We start from the raw sequence: 15,863 nt of genomic DNA, 5'->3' as shown, positions 1-15,863 counted from the left end.
CGTCCGGCCGGCGGGCGTCACGGGGTGAAGGCCGTGCCGGTACGGACCTGCGTGAGCTGGACCGCGATGTTGCTCAGCGCCGTCTGGGCCGCCGTGGCCGTCTGGTTCGTCACCGCGCCCGAGAACGACGCCGAGATGACCACCGAGAAGTTGGCGGTCGTCGGGACCGTCACCTCGTTGACGACGATCGTCCCGACGCCGTTGACGGGCGCACCCGCGCCCTGGCCGCTGGTGCCGGCCGCGAGACGCAGTGCGACGTCCGAGCCCAGAGCGACGTCGTTGGCGACGACCGTCGCGCCGTGCAGGACGTCGTACGTCACCGTCATACCCGTCGGGAGCGTCGAGCCGGTGGTGTCGACGTTCAGGGAGGCGACGAGGTTGTCGCCCTCGAGCGCGACGCCCAGGCCCTGGGTGCCCTCGATGACGTCGCCCGGCACCATGCGCCAGGTGGTGAGGTCCGTGATCGCGTGGGGGCCGTCCGTGCGGTCGACCGACACGTCACGCCACGCCAGGGTGCCGATCGCGGCGACGTCGAGGTTACCGTTCGTGATCGTGCCGCCCGTGAGGCTGGCGCTGTCCGTCCAGAGGGCGAACGTGGCGCCGCCGGAGAGGAGGGCGAGGCCGGCGAGCCCGGCGATGACGCCCTTGGTCTTGTTCTTCATGGTGCTGTTCCTTTCGGTGGGGTGCCCGGAGGGGCGGCAGCACGACCGGGCTCGGGCGTCCTGCAAGGATTCGTCGGCTAGGGGACGCCGATGGTCCCGGTTGCGGTGCAGACCCGGCTCGCGCCGGCTGCGATCGTGGGGATGGTCACCGAGGTGCCGGGCGTGACGGCGGGGGTGCCCGGGCAGGTGATCGTCGGGGAGGTGACTGCCGTCGTGGTGCCGCCTGCGTCGGTCCGCGCGTCGGTCGCGACGTCGGTCAGCACCACGTCCGTGACGGCGCCGGAGCCGGTGTTGGTCACCGTGTAGCGCCAGACGACCGCGGTCCCGGGTGCGAGCGCCGTCCCGCTCGCGACCGGGCTCGTGAAGGCGGTGTCGGTGGCGAGGAACGCCTGCTTGGCGAGCGTCATGCCGACGCGGTACACCGTGTGCGTGGCGCAGGTCAGCGCCGTGACCTCGGCGGGCGTGCACACGGCCTGGGCGGCCGCCGTCGCGAGCACCGCCGCGCCCGAGACCCGGGCCTGGTTGGTCATGACGCTGTCGACCGGGGTGGTGCGCACCGTCATGGTGAGGGTGATCGTCGCCGACGCACCCTCCGCCAGCGCGCCGCTCCAGCTCAGCAGGCGGTTGGGCGTGCTGTTGGTCGCCGCGCCGGCCGACACGGAGTGGCTCGTGTAGCTCGCGTCGTCGAAGGCCGCGCCGTAGCTGTCGTACACGTACGCCAGGTTGGTCGCGGTGTACGGCCCGTTGCCGACGTTCGAGACCGTGACGGTGTAGACGACCGTGCCGGGGGCCGCAGGCATGCTCGTGACGTTCGCCGTCTTCGTCACCCGGAGCGCCGGGACCTGGAGCAGCACCGGCCAGTCCTCGACCTCGCCGGTCGCCGCGACGCCGGTCGGCGCCAGCTGGGCGGCCACCATGGCGGTCTGGATCCGCAGGAAGGTCCGGTCGCCGCCGGCGGTCACGCCGACGGGCACGTCGGCGGGCACGGGGAACACCAGCGTGGTCACGTTCGCTGCGGGGCAGGTCACCGTGGCGGATGCCTCGTCGGCGTCGAACGCGCCGTTGCGGTCCCAGTCGATCCAGCCCTTGACCGACGCCGTGCTCGTGCATCGCACGTTCCCGAGCGAGTAGCTCGTCGTCACGCCGCGGTAGTAGGTGATGCTCGTCGGCGCCGTGGCGAAGGCGTCCTCGTCGGCCGTCGTCGTGGTCGCGGGCGGGACCACCCAGCCGGCGTCGCCCGAGGCGTCCGCGGAGTGCGGCGGCGTGCTGTTCGGGAAGGCCTGCGGCCCGAGCGCGGACGACGGGGCCGTCATCGTGGCCAGCCGCGCCGTCTGCACGGTCCCTGCCGACACGATCGCGGTCGTGGTGGTGGGGACCGCCACGTTCGACCACGTCGGCTGGACGACGGAGCCGGCGACGCCGTAGCCCGCCGGGGCGTCGCCGTAGTCGACGCCGAGCACGTAGCCGATCGCGACCGCGGCCAGGCCCGACCCGACCATCGACACGGTCAGGGAGCTCGCACCCTGCGCGAACGCGACCGCTGTCGCGGAGTAGTCCGGGCTGGTGCACTCGCCGGAGGACGTCAGCCGGAGCTGGTTGACGGTGCCGCCCTGGGTGTAGGCCTGCGCGTTGTAGGTGGTACCGCACGTGCCGCCGTACGCGTCGATCATCCGCCACGTCGTGCCCGCGCCGTTGGAGGGGGTCACTCGCACGTACTCACCGTTGTTGTTCGTCGCCTCGGCGTCGGCGACCACCAGGCCACCGAGCGTGACGGCCGTCGTCGTCGTGGGGGAACCGGTGAAGCTCGAGTCGGCGTACGTCGCCAGCTGCGCGGTCGGGCACGCCACCGTGAAGCCCGCGGTGCCGCCGTCGTTCCCGAGGCCGAGGCCGATAGCCAGGTTGTTCGGGGTGTCGGTCGTGCGGTACAGCCGCGTGAGGCCGTCCGGCGCCCAGTTGCCGGGGCGGTAGGCGAGCACCGAGCCGGTGATCGCACTGAGCGAGCAGGTCACCTCGAGCCGGGTCGTCGGTCCGACCTGCTGCCAGGTGCGCACGGTCTTGGCAGCGAGCGCCGTACCGGGCGCTCCCCAGGACACCCAGGAGATGCGGTCCTTGTAACGCCCGGTGCCTGCGTTCGCCACGACGGCCGAACCCGAGCCGGAGTCGGTGCCGAAGTCGCCGACCGCGGACTGCGCGGGGGTTGCCGGCAGCGCGACGACGGACGCGGCGGCGAGGCCGAGCACGGCCACCACGGTCCACAGCCAGCGCGTGCGCACGGCGAGCCCTCTCGTCGACCGGAACTGGACCCATGACCAGGCCCATGCGGTGGCCATCGGGCGGCAGCAAGCGGTACTTGACACCCGGGAGGGTGACGTACGGCGCCGAACAGGTGCTGGCACCCACGCGCGGACGCGGCGGCCCGCGACAAGCGCGGACGTTCCTGGTCAACCCGCCCACGGCGCAGGGGTACGCAGCGCGGGGGCGTTCCCGACGTCACACGCGGAGCACGCGGATCCCGCGCCGACCGGCCCGCGTGTCGGCACGGCCCGTCCGTCGTGAAGCACGGGCCGTCGGCGGCCGCCGGAGCGGCCGCTGGGTGGTCGTCGGCGGGCACGGAGGGTTCACGGTCGAGCGGTCGGGCGACCTAGTGGCGATCGTGGGCTGGGCGCCTCTCGACGTCGTCTGACGACAGAGCAGCGCCCGGCGGGACGGCCGAGACCGTCCCGCCGGGCGCACCCGGACCCGCTCAGCTCCTCCGCAGAAGGCGCAGCGGGTTCGCGCGGGTCTCGCCGAACACGAACCAGGACGTCGCGCCGACGTGCTGGACCTGGAAGTAGCCGAAGCCGAACCCGGTGTCCAGGAGGCTGGACGCCGCGACGATCCCGCCGTCGACCTCCACGCCACCGAGGTGCTGGCCGACGCCGAGCACGTCCTGCGCGTGCCGGGCCTGCGCGAGCAGCGCGTCGGCAGCGGGCCTGTCCCCGCGGCGGCTCCGGTCGACCAGCGCGGTCGCGAGCTGGTTGGTGCCCTCGAGCCAGACGCCCTGCGGGTGCACGGTGATGCCGTTGTACTGCGCGGTCGACGTGAGGCTCGCCGTGCTGAACGTGACGCCGGAGAGCTGTTCGCCGTCGGGCAGCTGGGACGTCGGGGAGCTCGCGTCGTCGGTGACGGCGAGGGTCGACCCGGCCCAGTCGAGCGCGCCGGCGTACTGCTTCTCGCGCAGCGCGAGCCAGCTCCAGGTGGCCGTGTCGAGCGGCACGGGGAACCGGTTGATCTCGACGCCGTCGTTGGTGCCCGTCCAGAAGGCTCCCTGGGCGGGGTCCCACATCAGGTCGACGAACGCCCGGGCGTGGTCGGCGGCCTTCGACCACGACCTGGTGCGCGTGAGCTCGCGGAGCATCGTGAAGAACGCGACGCAGTCGATGTTGTGCTCGGTCGAGCCGTTCGGCACCGGCACGTTGGAGCCGTTGACGCCGAACGAGAAGCCGCCGAGCGGCTGGGTGGACCAGGTGTTGGTGGTGATCCAGGTGCCGATGCGGACCGCGGCGTCGAGGTAGCGCCGGTCGCGCGTGCGGGCGAAGAGCTGGGCGAGCGCGATCCCGGGCCACGCCATGTCACCGACCGCGGTGCCGAGGAACCCGAACTGCCAGCCGATGTTCGCCGAGCCGTCCGGCAGGACGAACCCGTACGGCTGCGGGTTGCCGTCGTAGAACGTGTACGGGCCGACGTTGTAGCCCTGCCGAAGGCGACCGTCGGAGTAGCCGGGGTCGTGCTCCTGGGCGTAGACGAGCCCGTCGCCGATGGCCCGCGCCGTCTGCTCCGCGCTGCGGCGCCCGTCGGCGAGGAGCGCGATGACGGCCAGGGCGCTGTCGTAGACGAACGCGGTGCTGAACAGCCCGAGCTCGTCGGCGTAGCTCTGCGGCAGCCGGGGTCCGGTGTTGAGGGTCGGGTAGGCGTCGGTGGCGGACTGCAGGAACGCGACGGCCGCGCGGCCCGCGGCGGCGGCGCTGCCGTGCGGGTGGCCGTGCGCGGCGAGCGGGCCGCCGGCGGGCAGGCTGCGGGCGGTGGCACTGGTCGCGCCGGCGGCGACGGCGGCGGCCGCTCCGCCCAGGACCAGGAAGGATCGCCGGCTGAGCGGCGGGAGGGTCGGGCTGGACGTGCGGGGTGTCTGGTCGATCGGGGAGTTCGGCATCGCGGGGACCCCTCCAGGGCGGGCGTGCGGGCCGCGGCGGTGCGGCTCGGGACCACGGTAGAGACCCATCCGGCGGAACGGAAGATCTGGATGTATCGGACAACCCCGGCGCGCTCATCGAACGAGTGACACGTGTCGATCTTCCGGTCGCCTGTTGTTGACACGTGTCGACCAGACGATGCCGCCCAGGGCGCGACGACGGTCGCCTCGGGGCATGGCCCCATCGTCGGGTGCTGGCTGCTCGACGCCGCTGGGCGGAGCTGGACGTCCGCGCGGGGCCGGGATCCCCACCCTCCTGGGGATCCCGGCCCCGCGACGTCGTACACAGAGTGCCTCGCACGCGGCGCGGAGTCAAGCAGTCATTGACCCTCGTCACACGAATGCCATGACCACCGAGCTGGCTCCGCTCGGGTGGCCTGCGGCTCGGGAGGGCCCTGGTGCGTGGCGGCGCCGGCGTTTCTACCGGACCGCCGCGGACGCGCCACCGGGTCCGCCCGGGAGCATCGCGCGCGTGAGCCGCCTGGAGTCGGTCGGCGCGGGACCCGGTTGACGACACGTCCGAGGACGGCCCGGCCCGGCCGGGGCTGCGTGCCAGACTCCTGCCGTGAGCGCGCCTCGCAGTGAGCTGAAGGGCATCGGGTACGAGATCTTCATCGGCGCGCTGTCGCTGCTGTCGATCGTCAACCTGTTCCTCGTCGTGCTCACCCGGCAGGACGAGGACCTGCAGAACGTCCTCCTGATCATGAACGCGATCTTCAGCGGCGTCTTCCTGCTCGACTTCAGCTACCGGCTGGCGACGGCCCCGTCGCGCAAGGACTACTTCTTCCGGCACTTCGGCTGGGCCGACCTGCTGGCCAGCCTGCCACTCCCTGAGTTCAAGTTCCTGCGCATCTTCCGCCTCGTCCGCGTCGTCCGGCTCCTGCGCGGGGTCGGTGGCCGCAAGGTGCTGCGGACGCTGATCCGCGACCGGGCCGGCAGCGCGCTGTACACCCTGCTGCTCGCGGGCGTCCTCGTGCTGCAGTTCGGCAGCCTGACCATCCTGCGCATCGAGGACGACGCCCCGGGCGCCAACATCACGAACGCGTCGGACGCGCTCTGGTACACGATCGCCACCATCTCGACCGTGGGCTACGGCGACCAGTACCCGGTCACCAACGCGGGGCGCGTCGTCGGCGCGATGATCATCGTGGTCGGTGTCGGCATCTTCGGGACGTTCACCGGCTACCTGGCCAACCTGTTCCTCGCGCCACGGAAGCCCTCGCAACCCGCCGCGCCGGAGCCGACCGACCCCCTGACCCAGCTCCGGCACGTCCTCGACCTCCCGGGCGTGACCGTCGAGGACGTCGACCGGGTGCTGGCCCTGCACCGCGACGGCCCCGTCACGTGAGGTCGAGCGTCAGCGTCCTGCCCCAGTCGTGGCGGGCGGCCTCGGTGAAGCCGACGCGCGTGTAGAACGCGATGGCGCCCTCGTTGCGGCTGTCGACGCCGAGGTGCAGCCCGGGCACGCCCCGCTCGCGCAGCACGGCCGAGAGGGTCTCGATGAGCCGGCGGCCGAGGCCGAGGCCCTGGGCGCGCGGGAGCAGGTCGATGTGCATGTGCGCGGGGAACCGGTCGAACAGGGAGTCGTCGGCCGCTTCCCACTCGTGGACGCGGCCGACGAGCACGTGGTCCTCGGTGCCGTCGTGCGGGTTCTCCTGCACCGGGTACCGGGCCCGCAGGGTCGGCCACCACTGCCGCTCGAGCCACTGCTCGAACCGGTGGGTGTCGGCCGTCGCCACGATGTAGCCCGCGGGACCGAGCTCGTCGACGACGACGAACGACAGCCCCGGGTCGGCCACCGGGTACGGCCCGGCGTACAGGTGCCCCAGCAGGTCGGGGTCGCGGTACAGCGCGGTCGCATCCCCGCCGACCTCCCCGGTGAGCAGGCAGATCCGGTAGATCGCCGGGAGGTCGGACGGGTGGAACGGGCGGATCATCCCGGCTGCAGCAGGCATGCGCACGACCTTCTCACGCGTTCACAGCATTCTTGGTTCCAGGATCGGCTCCGACGTGCCGATATCCAGAGAGTGACGCTCATCACCGACTCCGCCCCCGACCTGCTGCACCAGGCGTTCATCGTCGCCGTCGGCACGTGCGACGACGACGGCAACCCCCTGGGCCCGCTGTACAGCGTGCTGAGCAGCGCGACGACGTTCCACGCCAGCGTCGTCGTCCCGACACCTGAGGAGGCGTTCCGGCTCGCCCGCGAGCAGATCGCCGCCCAGCCCGACCCCGAGGCGTGGGAGATCGTCAGCCTGCTGCACTGAGCCTCAACCGACGGCGGACGCCGGCAACGTCTTCTCGGGCCAGTAGGCCCACTCCTCGAACAGCTCTGCGCGTCCGTCCGGCCCGAACCGCAGCACCCACAGGTCCCGGTACTCCTGCGGCTCGTCGCCGCCGTAGTGGACCTCCACCCTGACGACGGCGTCCGGGCCGTCCGCCGCGATCACCGTCGCGGTCATGGTGAAGGGCGTCGGGTCCACCCAGAACCCCTTGATCGCGTCGAGCCCTTCCAGCGGCTCCGCGTCGTACGGCGAGCGCAGGTAGCGCGCGTCCTCCGCGAACAGCCGGTCCAGGCCGTCCACGTCCTGCGCCCGCCACGCCTGCTCGTACCTCTCGACCCATCCCGTGACCGCGTCCCGACCCATCGGTGACTCCTTCGCTCGCGTGTGGCTCCGAGTCTCCACCCGACCACCGACGCGAGGGTCAGCGTGACCTCAGCGCACTCTCGGCCCGACCTCCCCGCGGCGCAGGACCGACAGCTCGACGCGCGAGCGCAGCTGCTCGGCGGGCAGGACGTGCGCGAGGTCGGCGAGCACCCCGTCGCAGGTGGCGACCACCGCGCCCAGGTCCGCGTCGGGGTCGACGGTGGCCCGCAGGCGCACGACGAGCTCACCCCGGTCGGCGAGCACGGCTCCGCGCGCGGACCGGATCAGCGGGTCGTCGGCCAGCACCTGTGCGGCGGTCGCGACAGCCGGACCCGGGTCGACGACGAGCCTGCCCGGCTGCTCCCCGGACGGCAGGCGGAGCGACCCGACGGACCGTCGCGGCAGGTGCGCGAGCAGCCACCACAGCCCGATGACCACGAGCGCGCTCCCGACCACGCCGGCGACGACGGCGAAGCTCGACGCCTCGGTGACCTGCCCGGTGTCGACGGTGACCTCGTCGGGCACGTCGGGCCACACCGACTCCAGGAAGCCGGTCTGCCACCCCACGGCGGCCACCCCGACCACGATCAGCACGAGGCCGAGCAGCAGGACGAGCACCCGGTCGAACGCCAGGACCGACCGCCTCATCGCCCGTCACCCCCTGCGTGCAGCCCGGAGGTGACGCGACCGACGACCGTGACCGACAGCGGCTGAACCAGTGGTGCGAGACGCTCGGTGACGGCTGCGCGGACGGCCTCGGTGACGTCGTCACCCTCGAGCGTGGTCACCGTGACGGTCACGGACCGACGGGTGGCCGTGGCCCGGGCGGACAGCACGCGGTCCACCTCGTCGGCGGCGGACGCCGCGAGCCGGGCGGCGTCGCCGATGCCGATGGTCGTGCCGGTCGAGGACGTGACCGCGAGCCGGGTGCGGACCCGGCGGCCCAGCGCGACGACCACGAGCCACAGCCCGAGCAGGGCGACGACCACGCCGGCGGCGGCGACCGCCACGGACGGCACGACGCCGTCGAGGCTGTCCACGACGGGTGCGATCCACGGGTCGCCCTCCACCCGCCCGGCGACGACGAGCGCCTCGCGCACCACGACCACCCCGAGCGCGACGAGCAGGACCGCGATCGCGATGCTCCACCACGCGACCCGGCCGGCGCGGGTGGCCGCGGCGGCGGGGGCGAAGCCGGGCGACGTGTCGACGTGCGTCATCGCACCCTCGCCACGGGCCGGGTGGTGGCGGAGGCGCGGACGACCTCGCGCACCGCGACGCTCACGTGGGCGACGTCCTGACCTGCGAGGCGCTCCAGCTCCTGGCGCAGCGCGGCCTGCACGTTCGTGGTGACCTCGGCGGCCGAGGCCGGCCAGGTGATGGCCACCTCCACCTCGACGCGCGCCTTCGTCCCGGCCCGCTGCCAGCGCACACGCGGGTAGCCGCGGCCCAGGGTGCGCTCGACCGTGCCGACCGACGCCTCCTCGGCGGCGACCCCGGGAACCTCGAGGGTCACCTGGCGGGCGATCCGGGTCAGGGCGCGGTCGGCGATGGTGAGGGTGCCGCGGGCGTCAGCCACGGCCGCGGCCGGAGAGCAGGCCGGTGACGTCGATCCGGCCGTCGACGACCAGGCCGACGACCGCGCCGACGGCCGCGAGGACCACGGCCAGCATGAACATGTCGAACCCGCCGACGGCGGCGACGAGGGCGAGCAGCAGGCCGGCGAACAGCCCGATGGCGACAGATGACACGGTGGCTCCTCAGACGATGGTGTCGATGTCCTCGACGTGGACGCGGACGGGCATGGGTGCGACCGCGGAGACGGCTCGCTGGACCCGCGCCGCCGTCTGGGGCACGGGCACGAGGTCGGAGACGACGACGTGCACCTCGGTGCCCTCGTCGTCGATCCGGACGCCCGTGACCCGGCGGCCGGGCAGGTACGTGCCCAGCTCGCCGAAGCGCCCGCCGTGCAGCCGGACGACGCCGGGGACGGCGAGCACGGCTGCGGCGACGACCTCGGCCGTGGTGGGCGGCTCGGGGACGACGTCGGCGATCACGACGACCTCGACGGGGACGACGACCTCGGGCACGGGCTCGGCCAGGTCGAGGGGCGCGACCTCCTGCGCCACCTCCAGCGGCGTGGGTACGTGCTCCGGGACGTCGGTCACTGGACCCGCTGCTCCTGCGGGGCGGCCTGCTGCGTGTCGTCCTGCGGCAGGTGCACGTCGTTGACGGTCACGTTGACCTCCACCACGTGCAGGCCGGTCATGCGCTCGACGGCGCTGATGACGTTGCGACGGATGCCGTCGGCCAGGTCCGCGATCGAGACGCCGTACTCCGCGACGAGGTCGAGGTCGACGGCCGCCTCGGTCTCGCCGACCTCGACGGAGACGCCCTGCGAGTAATTGGTGCGGGCGCCCGGGATGCGCTCACGCAGGTTCCCGATCGCCCGGGCGGTGCCACCGCCGAGGGAGTGCACCCCGGTGACCTCGCTCGCCGCGATGCCGGCGATCTTGCTGACCACCGTGTCCGCGATGGTCGTGCTGCCCTCGGGCGTGACGAGCGCGCTCTGTCGGGCACGGGCGGCGGTGGTGACGGTCGTGGCGGGCTCGCTCATGGTGACCTCTCTCGGCTGGTGACGTACCTACGGTTGGTCGCGGTTCCGCCCGGTTCGTCACGGCGGACCGATGTGATCTGGGTCACACCCGCCGGGATGCGGTGCCGGTCCGCCGGACGCACGCTGCTCGGGATGGACGCAGACGAGATCCCCGACGAGGTGCTCGCCCGACGGGCGGCACTGCTGGACCGCGCCGCGTTCCGGGTGATCGTCGACCGCCACGGTCCCGCCCTCTATCGCTATGCCCGCCGCATGCTCGATGATCCACAGGACACCGAGGACTGCGTCCAGGAGGCGTTCGCCGCCGCGTGGACCTCGTTGCCGCAGTTCGCGGGCCGGTCGTCGCTGCGTACCTGGTTGTTCGCCATCACGGCGCACAAGGTGCGTTCGCTGCAACGCCGACGGACCCGCACCGCCATGCCCCTGCCGTTCGCCCCGCTCGACGAGGTCGATCCTCGTGCACTGGACCCGGAGCTCTCGGCGGAAGGCACGGACCTGCTCGACGCGCTGAACGCAGCGCTGCGGGAGCTTCCGCCGGGGCCGCGCTCGACGTGGCTGCTGCGGGAGGTCGAGGGTCTGTCGTACGAGCAGATCGCCGAGGTGTCGGGGACGACGACGAGCACGGTCCGTGGCCAGCTCCACCGGGCACGCGGGCACCTGGTCAAGCGGATGGAGGAGTGGCGATGAACGGCGAGCAGCTCCTCACGCAGGCCGCCCGGACGCTGCGCGAGCACACCGACATCGGCTGGGTCGCGCTGCGCGACGACGTCGTGGCAGCCGCCGTCCGCGCGTTCCGGCCGTCCGCACCGGTCCGCGGCCGGCTGCCGGGCGGGGAGCTCCTGGTGGCGTCGGCCGTGCTGGTGTCCCGCGTCCGGTCGGCCGTCACGGAGGTACCCGACGCCGGCGCGCTGCGCATCACGTGCACGACGACCGACGACGACGAGCTCGACCGCCTGACCGTGGAGCTCGTCGCGCTGTACGGCACCCCGCTGGTGCCGCTGGCCGACGAGGTCCGGCGCGCTGCCGCCGTCACGGTCGCCGAGACGCTCGGCCTCGCCGACGCCCCGGTGGACCGCGTCCGGGTCGACGTCTCCGTGCAGGACGTCACCCCCGACCCGCTACTGCTCTGAGCCATCCACCTGCGTGCCGACCTCCGCGGACGGCCTCGTCGTAGGACACACTCCTGTGTGTGACCGACCTGCTGTCCTCCCCCCGCCTGCAGGGCGAGTCGGGTGTGGTCGACCATCGCGCCGACTGGTCGTGGCTGCCCGACCCTGCGGACGCCCCCACGGGGCCGGGCCTGGCGCGCGCGCGCGACGAGGCGGAGCGGCTGCTCGCCGACCACGGCGTCACGTACGGCGCGGACCAGGAGGACGGGGAGCACCCCTGGCACCTGGACCCGCTACCGGTCATCGTCGACGAGCCGGAGTGGGCCCGCCTGGACGCGGCGCTGGTGCAGCGGGCCGAGCTGCTGGACGCGATCCTGCAGGACGCCTACGGCCACCGGCTGCTCCTGTCCGACAAGCTCCTGCCGCCGACGGTCGTGCTCGGTCACCCCGGGTTCGTGCGGGCGGTCGACGGCCTGCGGCTGCCCGGCGGGCGCGAGCTGGTGCTCACGGCGACGGACCTGGTGCGCGACGGCGCGGGCGGGTGGTGCGCGGTCGCGGACCGGACGCAGGCGCCGTCGGGCGTCGGCTACGCGATGGAGGACCGTCGCGTCGTGTCCCAGGTCCTCTCGGGGGTGTACCGGCAGGCGTCCATCCAGCGCCTCGGACCGTTCTTCCGCGCGCTGCGTCTCGCGCTGCGCGACGTCGCCCCGGGGCGCGCCGAGCAGCCCCGCGTCGTCCTGCTCACCTCGGGGCCGTCCAGCGAGACCGCGTTCGACCAGGCGTACCTGGCCTCGATGTTGGGGCTGCCGCTCGTCGAGGGGTCGGACCTGCTGGTCCGCGACGGCCGGGTCTGGATGCGGGGCGTCGAGGGCCTCGAACCGGTGGACGTGGTGCTGCGGCGCGTCGACGCCGAGTGGTGCGACCCGCTCGACCTGCGGCAGGGGTCGCGCCTCGGCGTGCCCGGGCTGGTCCGGGCGGTGCGCGCCGGGACCGTGAGCGTGGTCAACCCCCTGGGCAGCTCGGTGCTGGAGAACCCCGCGCTGCTCACGTACCTGCCGCGGCTGGCGAACGCGGTGCTCGACCAGGACCTGGCGCTGGCGTCGGCCCCCACCTGGTGGTGCGGCGAGCCGAGGTCGCTCCAGCACGTGCTGACCCACCTCGAACGGCTCGTGGTGCTGCCGACCGTCCGCGGCACGGACGTCGGCACGATCCTCGGCTGGACCCTGAGCCATCGCGAGCGCGAGCAGCTGGCCGCGCGGATCTCGGCGGAGCCGTGGCTGTGGGTGGGCCAGGAGCCGGTGGGTCCGGCCGGCCCGATCATCGACGGTGCGCCCGTGGGCGTCGGCAGCGACCTGCCGTCGGCCGAGGGTGTCGGTCCCGCCGACCTCGGTCCGCGTGCCGCCGTGCTGCGGACGTACGCCGTCGCGCACGGCGGGTCGTACACGGTCCTGGCCGGCGGGCTCGCGCGCGTCGCGCCCGGGCACGTGGTCTCGTCGGCCCTGGGTGCCGCCGCGAAGGACGTGTGGGTGCTCTCGACGCAGCCGGACGCGCCCGTCGAGCCGTGGGTGCCGTCCGACGAGTCGTCCGTGGGCGAGACCCCCGCGCCGCGCCGCCCGGCGACCGGCATCTCGCCGCGCACCGCCGAGAACCTGTACTGGATGGGCCGCTACGCCGAGCGGGCCGAGGACGCCAGCCGGGTGCTGCGCGTCGTCGTCGACCGCTGGGACGACTTCCACCAACGGCCGGCCTCCGCGGGCGGTCGCGCGCTCGAGGTGCTCATCTCCTCGCTCACCCCGATCGAGCAGTCGCCGCCGGCGTTCCGCGACCTGGTGCTGGACCCCCGCACGACGGGAACGGTGGCGCGGTCCGTCCGTCGCCTCGCCGCCTCGGCGGCCGCGGTGCGCGACCAGCTCTCCACCGACACGTTCGGCCCCCTGGCCCGCATCGACCGGGCGCTGCGCGACGAGCGCAACAAGACGCGCGGCCGGTCGCACGGCCGGGACTCGCTCGACCTCGGCGTCGTCGCGGGCAACACCGTGACGGCCGGCCTGCGGCCCGCGCTCGACAAGGTGCTCGAGGGCCTCCTCGCCATCGCCGGGATCACCGCCGAGGGCCTGGTGCGGGACGTCGGCTGGCAGTTCCTCGACGCAGGCCGGCGCATCGAACGGGCTCAGCACCTGGTCGAGAGCCTGCTGGCCACGGTCGTGCAGCGGCGGCCCGCCGACGTCGACGCCGTGGTGCTCGAGTCGGTGCTGCTCGCGCACGAGTCGGCGATCACGTACCGGCGGCGCCACCAGACCGGTGCCGGCCTCGCCGAGGTGCTCGAGCTCCTGCTGCTCGACCCCACCAACCCGCGCTCGCTCGCCTACCAGCTGGACCGGCTCCAGGAGTCGCTCGCCCTCGTCCCGCTGGCCGGCCGGGCCCCGGACCAGCGCGACCACCTGCTGGCCGACGTCGTCGACCTGCTGGCCGAGGTGGACCCGGTCGCCGTCACCGCCGCGGTCACCGAGGACGGTCGGCGCGCACGGCTGGCCGAGACGCTGGAGTCGATGCTCTGGCGCCTGCACTCGGCGGCCGACGAGATCGAGCGCGTGCACTTCGTCCGGCTCGCCCCGAGCCGCGCGCTCGAGGACCCCTGGGACGCACGGGACGGTGGTGGCGAGTGAGCCGCACCTACGACCTGGTCCACCGCACCACGTACTCGTACGCGAACGTGGTGACCGACTCCTACGGTCGCACCACCATGACGCCCCGGGACGTGCCGGGGCAGGCGTGCCTGTCGGCGTCGGTCGAGATCGAGCCGGCCCCCGCGGACACCAACGAGTGGGTCGACTACTTCGGCAACCGCACCACGTACTTCGGGGTGATCACGCCGCACACCCGGCTCGTGGTGACGTCGCGGTCCACCATCGAGGTCACCCGGCACGCCCCCGACCCCGCGGCACTGCCGACGGTCGGGTGGCACGACGTGGCCCGCCGGGTCGCCGCGGGCGAGGTCGGCCGGCTGGACCCGAGCATCGTGGACCTGCGCGAGGCGCTGCTCCCGTCGCCGCACGTGACGTTCGCCGACGAGGTCCGCGACTGGGCGGCGCCGACGTTCGCCGGGGACCGCCCGGTCGTGGACGTGCTCATCGAGCTGGCCCACCGGATCCGCACCGAGCTGGCGTACCGGTCGGGCTCCACCACGGTGCACACCACGCAGGCTCAGCTGCTCGCGCAGAAGGCGGGGGTCTGCCAGGACTTCGCGCACCTGATGATCGCGGCGCTGCGCCTGCACGGGCTGCCCGCGCGGTACTCCAGCGGCTACATCGAGACACGTCCGCCGGCCGGCCGGGAGAAGCTCCGGGGGGCCGACGCGTCGCACGCCTGGGTGTCCGCCTGGGTGCCGGGCGCCGGCTGGGTGGAGATCGACCCCACCAACGACCAGCTGGTCGACGACCGGTACGTGCTGCTGGGCTGGGGACGCGACTACGACGACGTCCCGCCCCTGCGCGGGGTCATCTTCACGGAAGGCTCCGGCTCCCGCCTCACCGTGTCGGTCGACCTGGTGCCCAGCGGAAGCGAGCCGTTCGCCTAGCGTCGGGCGGTCGCCCTGTCCTGCAGCTCGGCGGGCGTCACGATGAACCCGCCGCTGTCCACGACCGTCCCGCCGACCGCCCGCCACAGGGCGGCGGCGATGCGCGCGACCGACGGCTCCACGCGGGAGCGCGCGATGAGGTGCAGCTGCGAGGGGTGCTCGCTGCGCAGCTCCTCGGGCTCGGGCGGTCGCCAGCTCACGTGGTACGACCAGGGCCCGAACTCGCGCCAGTCCAGCCGCGACAACGCCACCGGCACCTCGGTCGAACGTCCGGTCCGGACCGTGATGGCCCCGTCGTACTCGAACGTCGCCGTCACCGAGAACGTCGGCGGCCCGGACGCCCCCTCCGACTGCTGCGGGCGGGGGACGTCCGTCGGTCCCACCCGCGCGCCCGTCATGGCCGGCCGCACCAGCGGCAGGGCGTCCTGCGCGGACAGCGGCATGGGCGACCACAGGGTCAGGTCGACCGCGGCGCCGGGGTCGGGCACGACGACCTTCCCCCGGTCCGCCGGGACGATGCTGCCGACCGCCCGGCGCGCGGCGGCGGTCATCCAGCCGTAGACCAGGTCGAGGGACGCGCGCGGGTCGGCCGGCACCAGCGCGTACAGGTCCACCTCGGGCACGACGAGACCGGCCGCCTGCGCCTCGGCCCGACCCACCGGCGTCGGCCCCTCGAGCGAGGCGGCGCCGTTCAGCCGCAGCAGCCCGGGCGCGGGCTCGGCGACGACCGATGAGATGCCGCGGAACCGCGCGCCGGTCATCGGGCGGACCTTCGCGGCCTGCTCGGCGCTCACCGGCTCGCGCGTCCAGGCGGCGTCGGGGAACCACGCGGTGGCCAGGACGACCACGTCCGTGCCACGGGGCACCACGAGGACGTTCCGGCCATCGAGGTCCCCGGGTAGCTCGACCAACGGCAGGCTCATGCCGGAGGACCGTACACAGGTTGTGATTCGAGCGGGTGAAGTTTGGGCGCGCCACCCGGCGAGTCCGCACTGGTCAGCGAGTTGTCCACAGGTTCCCGC

The 15,863-nt window shown here is 73.7% G+C and carries 18 protein-coding genes; 6 read left to right on the top strand and 12 right to left on the bottom strand.

The genetic code is table 11. The features are described 5' to 3' along the window. Positions 1 to 17: 17 nt before the first annotated feature. The 3 genes from J2X26_RS18665 to J2X26_RS18655 all read right to left on the bottom strand — a co-directional run bounded on the left by J2X26_RS18665 (position 18) and on the right by J2X26_RS18655 (position 4,851). The gene (locus J2X26_RS18665; protein ID WP_307494207.1) at positions 18 to 662 is read right to left on the bottom strand and encodes an alternate-type signal peptide domain-containing protein; all 645 of its coding nucleotides are present in this window, start codon (positions 660 to 662) and stop codon (positions 18 to 20) included. Positions 663 to 739: 77 nt separating this feature from the next. Continuing rightward, entirely contained in the window at positions 740 to 2,992 is a 2,253-nt protein-coding gene (locus J2X26_RS18660; RefSeq protein WP_307494206.1) for a CshA/CshB family fibrillar adhesin-related protein, read from the bottom strand. A 413-nt stretch (positions 2,993 to 3,405) separates the two neighbouring features. After that, a complete protein-coding gene (locus J2X26_RS18655; protein WP_307494205.1) occupies positions 3,406 to 4,851 on the bottom strand; it encodes a Tat pathway signal sequence domain protein in 1,446 nt (481 codons plus the stop codon). A gap of 604 nt (positions 4,852 to 5,455) precedes the next feature. On the opposite strand from J2X26_RS18655, the gene J2X26_RS18650 reads away from it, so the two are divergent. Further along, on the top strand, positions 5,456 to 6,238 hold the full coding sequence (locus J2X26_RS18650) for a potassium channel family protein (protein ID WP_307494204.1): 783 nt from the start codon (positions 5,456 to 5,458) through the stop codon (positions 6,236 to 6,238). On the opposite strand, the gene J2X26_RS18645 is transcribed toward J2X26_RS18650, so the two are convergent. Then, on the bottom strand, positions 6,231 to 6,845 hold the full coding sequence (locus J2X26_RS18645; RefSeq protein ID WP_307494203.1) for a GNAT family N-acetyltransferase: 615 nt from the start codon (positions 6,843 to 6,845) through the stop codon (positions 6,231 to 6,233). The genes J2X26_RS18650 and J2X26_RS18645 overlap by 8 nt on opposite strands. A 72-nt stretch (positions 6,846 to 6,917) precedes the next feature. Between J2X26_RS18645 and J2X26_RS18640 the strand changes: the two genes are divergently transcribed. After that, on the top strand, positions 6,918 to 7,157 hold the full coding sequence (locus J2X26_RS18640; RefSeq protein WP_307494202.1) for a hypothetical protein: 240 nt from the start codon (positions 6,918 to 6,920) through the stop codon (positions 7,155 to 7,157). Between the two features lie 3 nt (positions 7,158 to 7,160). Here the strand turns inward: J2X26_RS18640 and J2X26_RS18635 are convergent, their stop codons facing one another. The 7 genes from J2X26_RS18635 to J2X26_RS18605 form a co-directional block, all read right to left on the bottom strand. Further along, positions 7,161 to 7,538 carry a YybH family protein gene (locus J2X26_RS18635; protein ID WP_307494201.1) on the bottom strand — a complete coding sequence of 126 codons (378 nt, stop codon included), beginning with the start codon at positions 7,536 to 7,538 and terminating at the stop codon, positions 7,161 to 7,163. A 69-nt stretch (positions 7,539 to 7,607) separates the two neighbouring features. Next, positions 7,608 to 8,186 carry a hypothetical protein gene (locus J2X26_RS18630; RefSeq protein WP_307494199.1) on the bottom strand — a complete coding sequence of 193 codons (579 nt, stop codon included), beginning with the start codon at positions 8,184 to 8,186 and terminating at the stop codon, positions 7,608 to 7,610. Beyond that, on the bottom strand, positions 8,183 to 8,758 hold the full coding sequence (locus tag J2X26_RS18625; RefSeq protein ID WP_307494198.1) for a DUF6286 domain-containing protein: 576 nt from the start codon (positions 8,756 to 8,758) through the stop codon (positions 8,183 to 8,185). The genes J2X26_RS18630 and J2X26_RS18625 overlap by 4 nt, the downstream gene beginning before the upstream one ends. After that, positions 8,755 to 9,117 (bottom strand): Asp23/Gls24 family envelope stress response protein, encoded by a 363-nt coding sequence (locus J2X26_RS18620; protein WP_307494197.1) that lies wholly within the window; start codon positions 9,115 to 9,117, stop codon positions 8,755 to 8,757. The genes J2X26_RS18625 and J2X26_RS18620 overlap by 4 nt, the downstream gene beginning before the upstream one ends. Then, entirely contained in the window at positions 9,110 to 9,289 is a 180-nt protein-coding gene (locus tag J2X26_RS18615; RefSeq protein WP_307494196.1) for a hypothetical protein, read from the bottom strand. Before J2X26_RS18615 ends, J2X26_RS18620 begins: the two co-directional genes overlap by 8 nt. Before the next feature lie 9 nt (positions 9,290 to 9,298). Further along, the gene (locus tag J2X26_RS18610) at positions 9,299 to 9,706 is read right to left on the bottom strand and encodes a hypothetical protein (RefSeq protein WP_307494195.1); all 408 of its coding nucleotides are present in this window, start codon (positions 9,704 to 9,706) and stop codon (positions 9,299 to 9,301) included. After that, positions 9,703 to 10,155 carry an Asp23/Gls24 family envelope stress response protein gene (locus J2X26_RS18605; protein WP_307494193.1) on the bottom strand — a complete coding sequence of 151 codons (453 nt, stop codon included), beginning with the start codon at positions 10,153 to 10,155 and terminating at the stop codon, positions 9,703 to 9,705. The genes J2X26_RS18610 and J2X26_RS18605 overlap by 4 nt, the downstream gene beginning before the upstream one ends. Positions 10,156 to 10,287: 132 nt before the next feature. Between J2X26_RS18605 and J2X26_RS18600 the strand changes: the two genes are divergently transcribed. The 4 genes from J2X26_RS18600 to J2X26_RS18585 are packed head-to-tail and all read left to right on the top strand — an operon-like array spanning position 10,288 to position 14,841. Then, positions 10,288 to 10,842, top strand: a complete 555-nt coding sequence (locus J2X26_RS18600) for an RNA polymerase sigma factor (protein ID WP_307494192.1) — start codon at positions 10,288 to 10,290, stop codon at positions 10,840 to 10,842. Continuing rightward, the gene (locus tag J2X26_RS18595; protein ID WP_307494191.1) at positions 10,839 to 11,285 is read left to right on the top strand and encodes a hypothetical protein; all 447 of its coding nucleotides are present in this window, start codon (positions 10,839 to 10,841) and stop codon (positions 11,283 to 11,285) included. Before J2X26_RS18600 ends, J2X26_RS18595 begins: the two co-directional genes overlap by 4 nt. A gap of 59 nt (positions 11,286 to 11,344) precedes the next feature. Then, entirely contained in the window at positions 11,345 to 13,930 is a 2,586-nt protein-coding gene (locus J2X26_RS18590; protein WP_307494190.1) for a circularly permuted type 2 ATP-grasp protein, read from the top strand. Then, entirely contained in the window at positions 13,927 to 14,841 is a 915-nt protein-coding gene (locus J2X26_RS18585) for a transglutaminase family protein (RefSeq protein ID WP_307494189.1), read from the top strand. Before J2X26_RS18590 ends, J2X26_RS18585 begins: the two co-directional genes overlap by 4 nt. Here J2X26_RS18585 and J2X26_RS18580 read toward each other — a convergent pair. Then, positions 14,838 to 15,764 carry a hypothetical protein gene (locus J2X26_RS18580; RefSeq protein WP_307494188.1) on the bottom strand — a complete coding sequence of 309 codons (927 nt, stop codon included), beginning with the start codon at positions 15,762 to 15,764 and terminating at the stop codon, positions 14,838 to 14,840. The two genes, J2X26_RS18585 and J2X26_RS18580, sit on opposite strands and share 4 nt — an antisense overlap. Between the last annotated feature and the right edge of the window lie 99 nt (positions 15,765 to 15,863).

Source organism: Cellulomonas humilata (genome assembly GCF_030814415.1).
In the GTDB taxonomy this organism is placed as follows: Bacteria; Actinomycetota; Actinomycetes; order Actinomycetales; family Cellulomonadaceae; genus Cellulomonas; species Cellulomonas humilata_A.
Note: the sequence above shows the minus strand (reverse complement) of the source record. Positions and strands in the feature narration are given on the sequence as shown.

Excerpts from the sequence above, each read along its gene's own strand:
- J2X26_RS18665 (WP_307494207.1), bottom strand. The coding sequence starts at position 662 with ATGAAGAACAAGACCAAGGGCGTCATCGCCGGGCTCGCCGGCCTCGCC.
- J2X26_RS18660 (WP_307494206.1), bottom strand. The coding sequence starts at position 2,992 with ATGGCCACCGCATGGGCCTGGTCATGGGTCCAGTTCCGGTCGACGAGA.
- J2X26_RS18655 (WP_307494205.1), bottom strand. The coding sequence starts at position 4,851 with ATGCCGAACTCCCCGATCGACCAGACACCCCGCACGTCCAGCCCGACC.
- J2X26_RS18645 (WP_307494203.1), bottom strand. The coding sequence starts at position 6,845 with ATGCCTGCTGCAGCCGGGATGATCCGCCCGTTCCACCCGTCCGACCTC.
- J2X26_RS18635 (WP_307494201.1), bottom strand. The coding sequence starts at position 7,538 with ATGGGTCGGGACGCGGTCACGGGATGGGTCGAGAGGTACGAGCAGGCG.
- J2X26_RS18630 (WP_307494199.1), bottom strand. The coding sequence starts at position 8,186 with ATGAGGCGGTCGGTCCTGGCGTTCGACCGGGTGCTCGTCCTGCTGCTC.
- J2X26_RS18625 (WP_307494198.1), bottom strand. The coding sequence starts at position 8,758 with ATGACGCACGTCGACACGTCGCCCGGCTTCGCCCCCGCCGCCGCGGCC.
- J2X26_RS18605 (WP_307494193.1), bottom strand. The coding sequence starts at position 10,155 with ATGAGCGAGCCCGCCACGACCGTCACCACCGCCGCCCGTGCCCGACAG.
- J2X26_RS18600 (WP_307494192.1), top strand. The coding sequence starts at position 10,288 with ATGGACGCAGACGAGATCCCCGACGAGGTGCTCGCCCGACGGGCGGCA.
- J2X26_RS18595 (WP_307494191.1), top strand. The coding sequence starts at position 10,839 with ATGAACGGCGAGCAGCTCCTCACGCAGGCCGCCCGGACGCTGCGCGAG.
- J2X26_RS18580 (WP_307494188.1), bottom strand. The coding sequence starts at position 15,764 with ATGAGCCTGCCGTTGGTCGAGCTACCCGGGGACCTCGATGGCCGGAAC.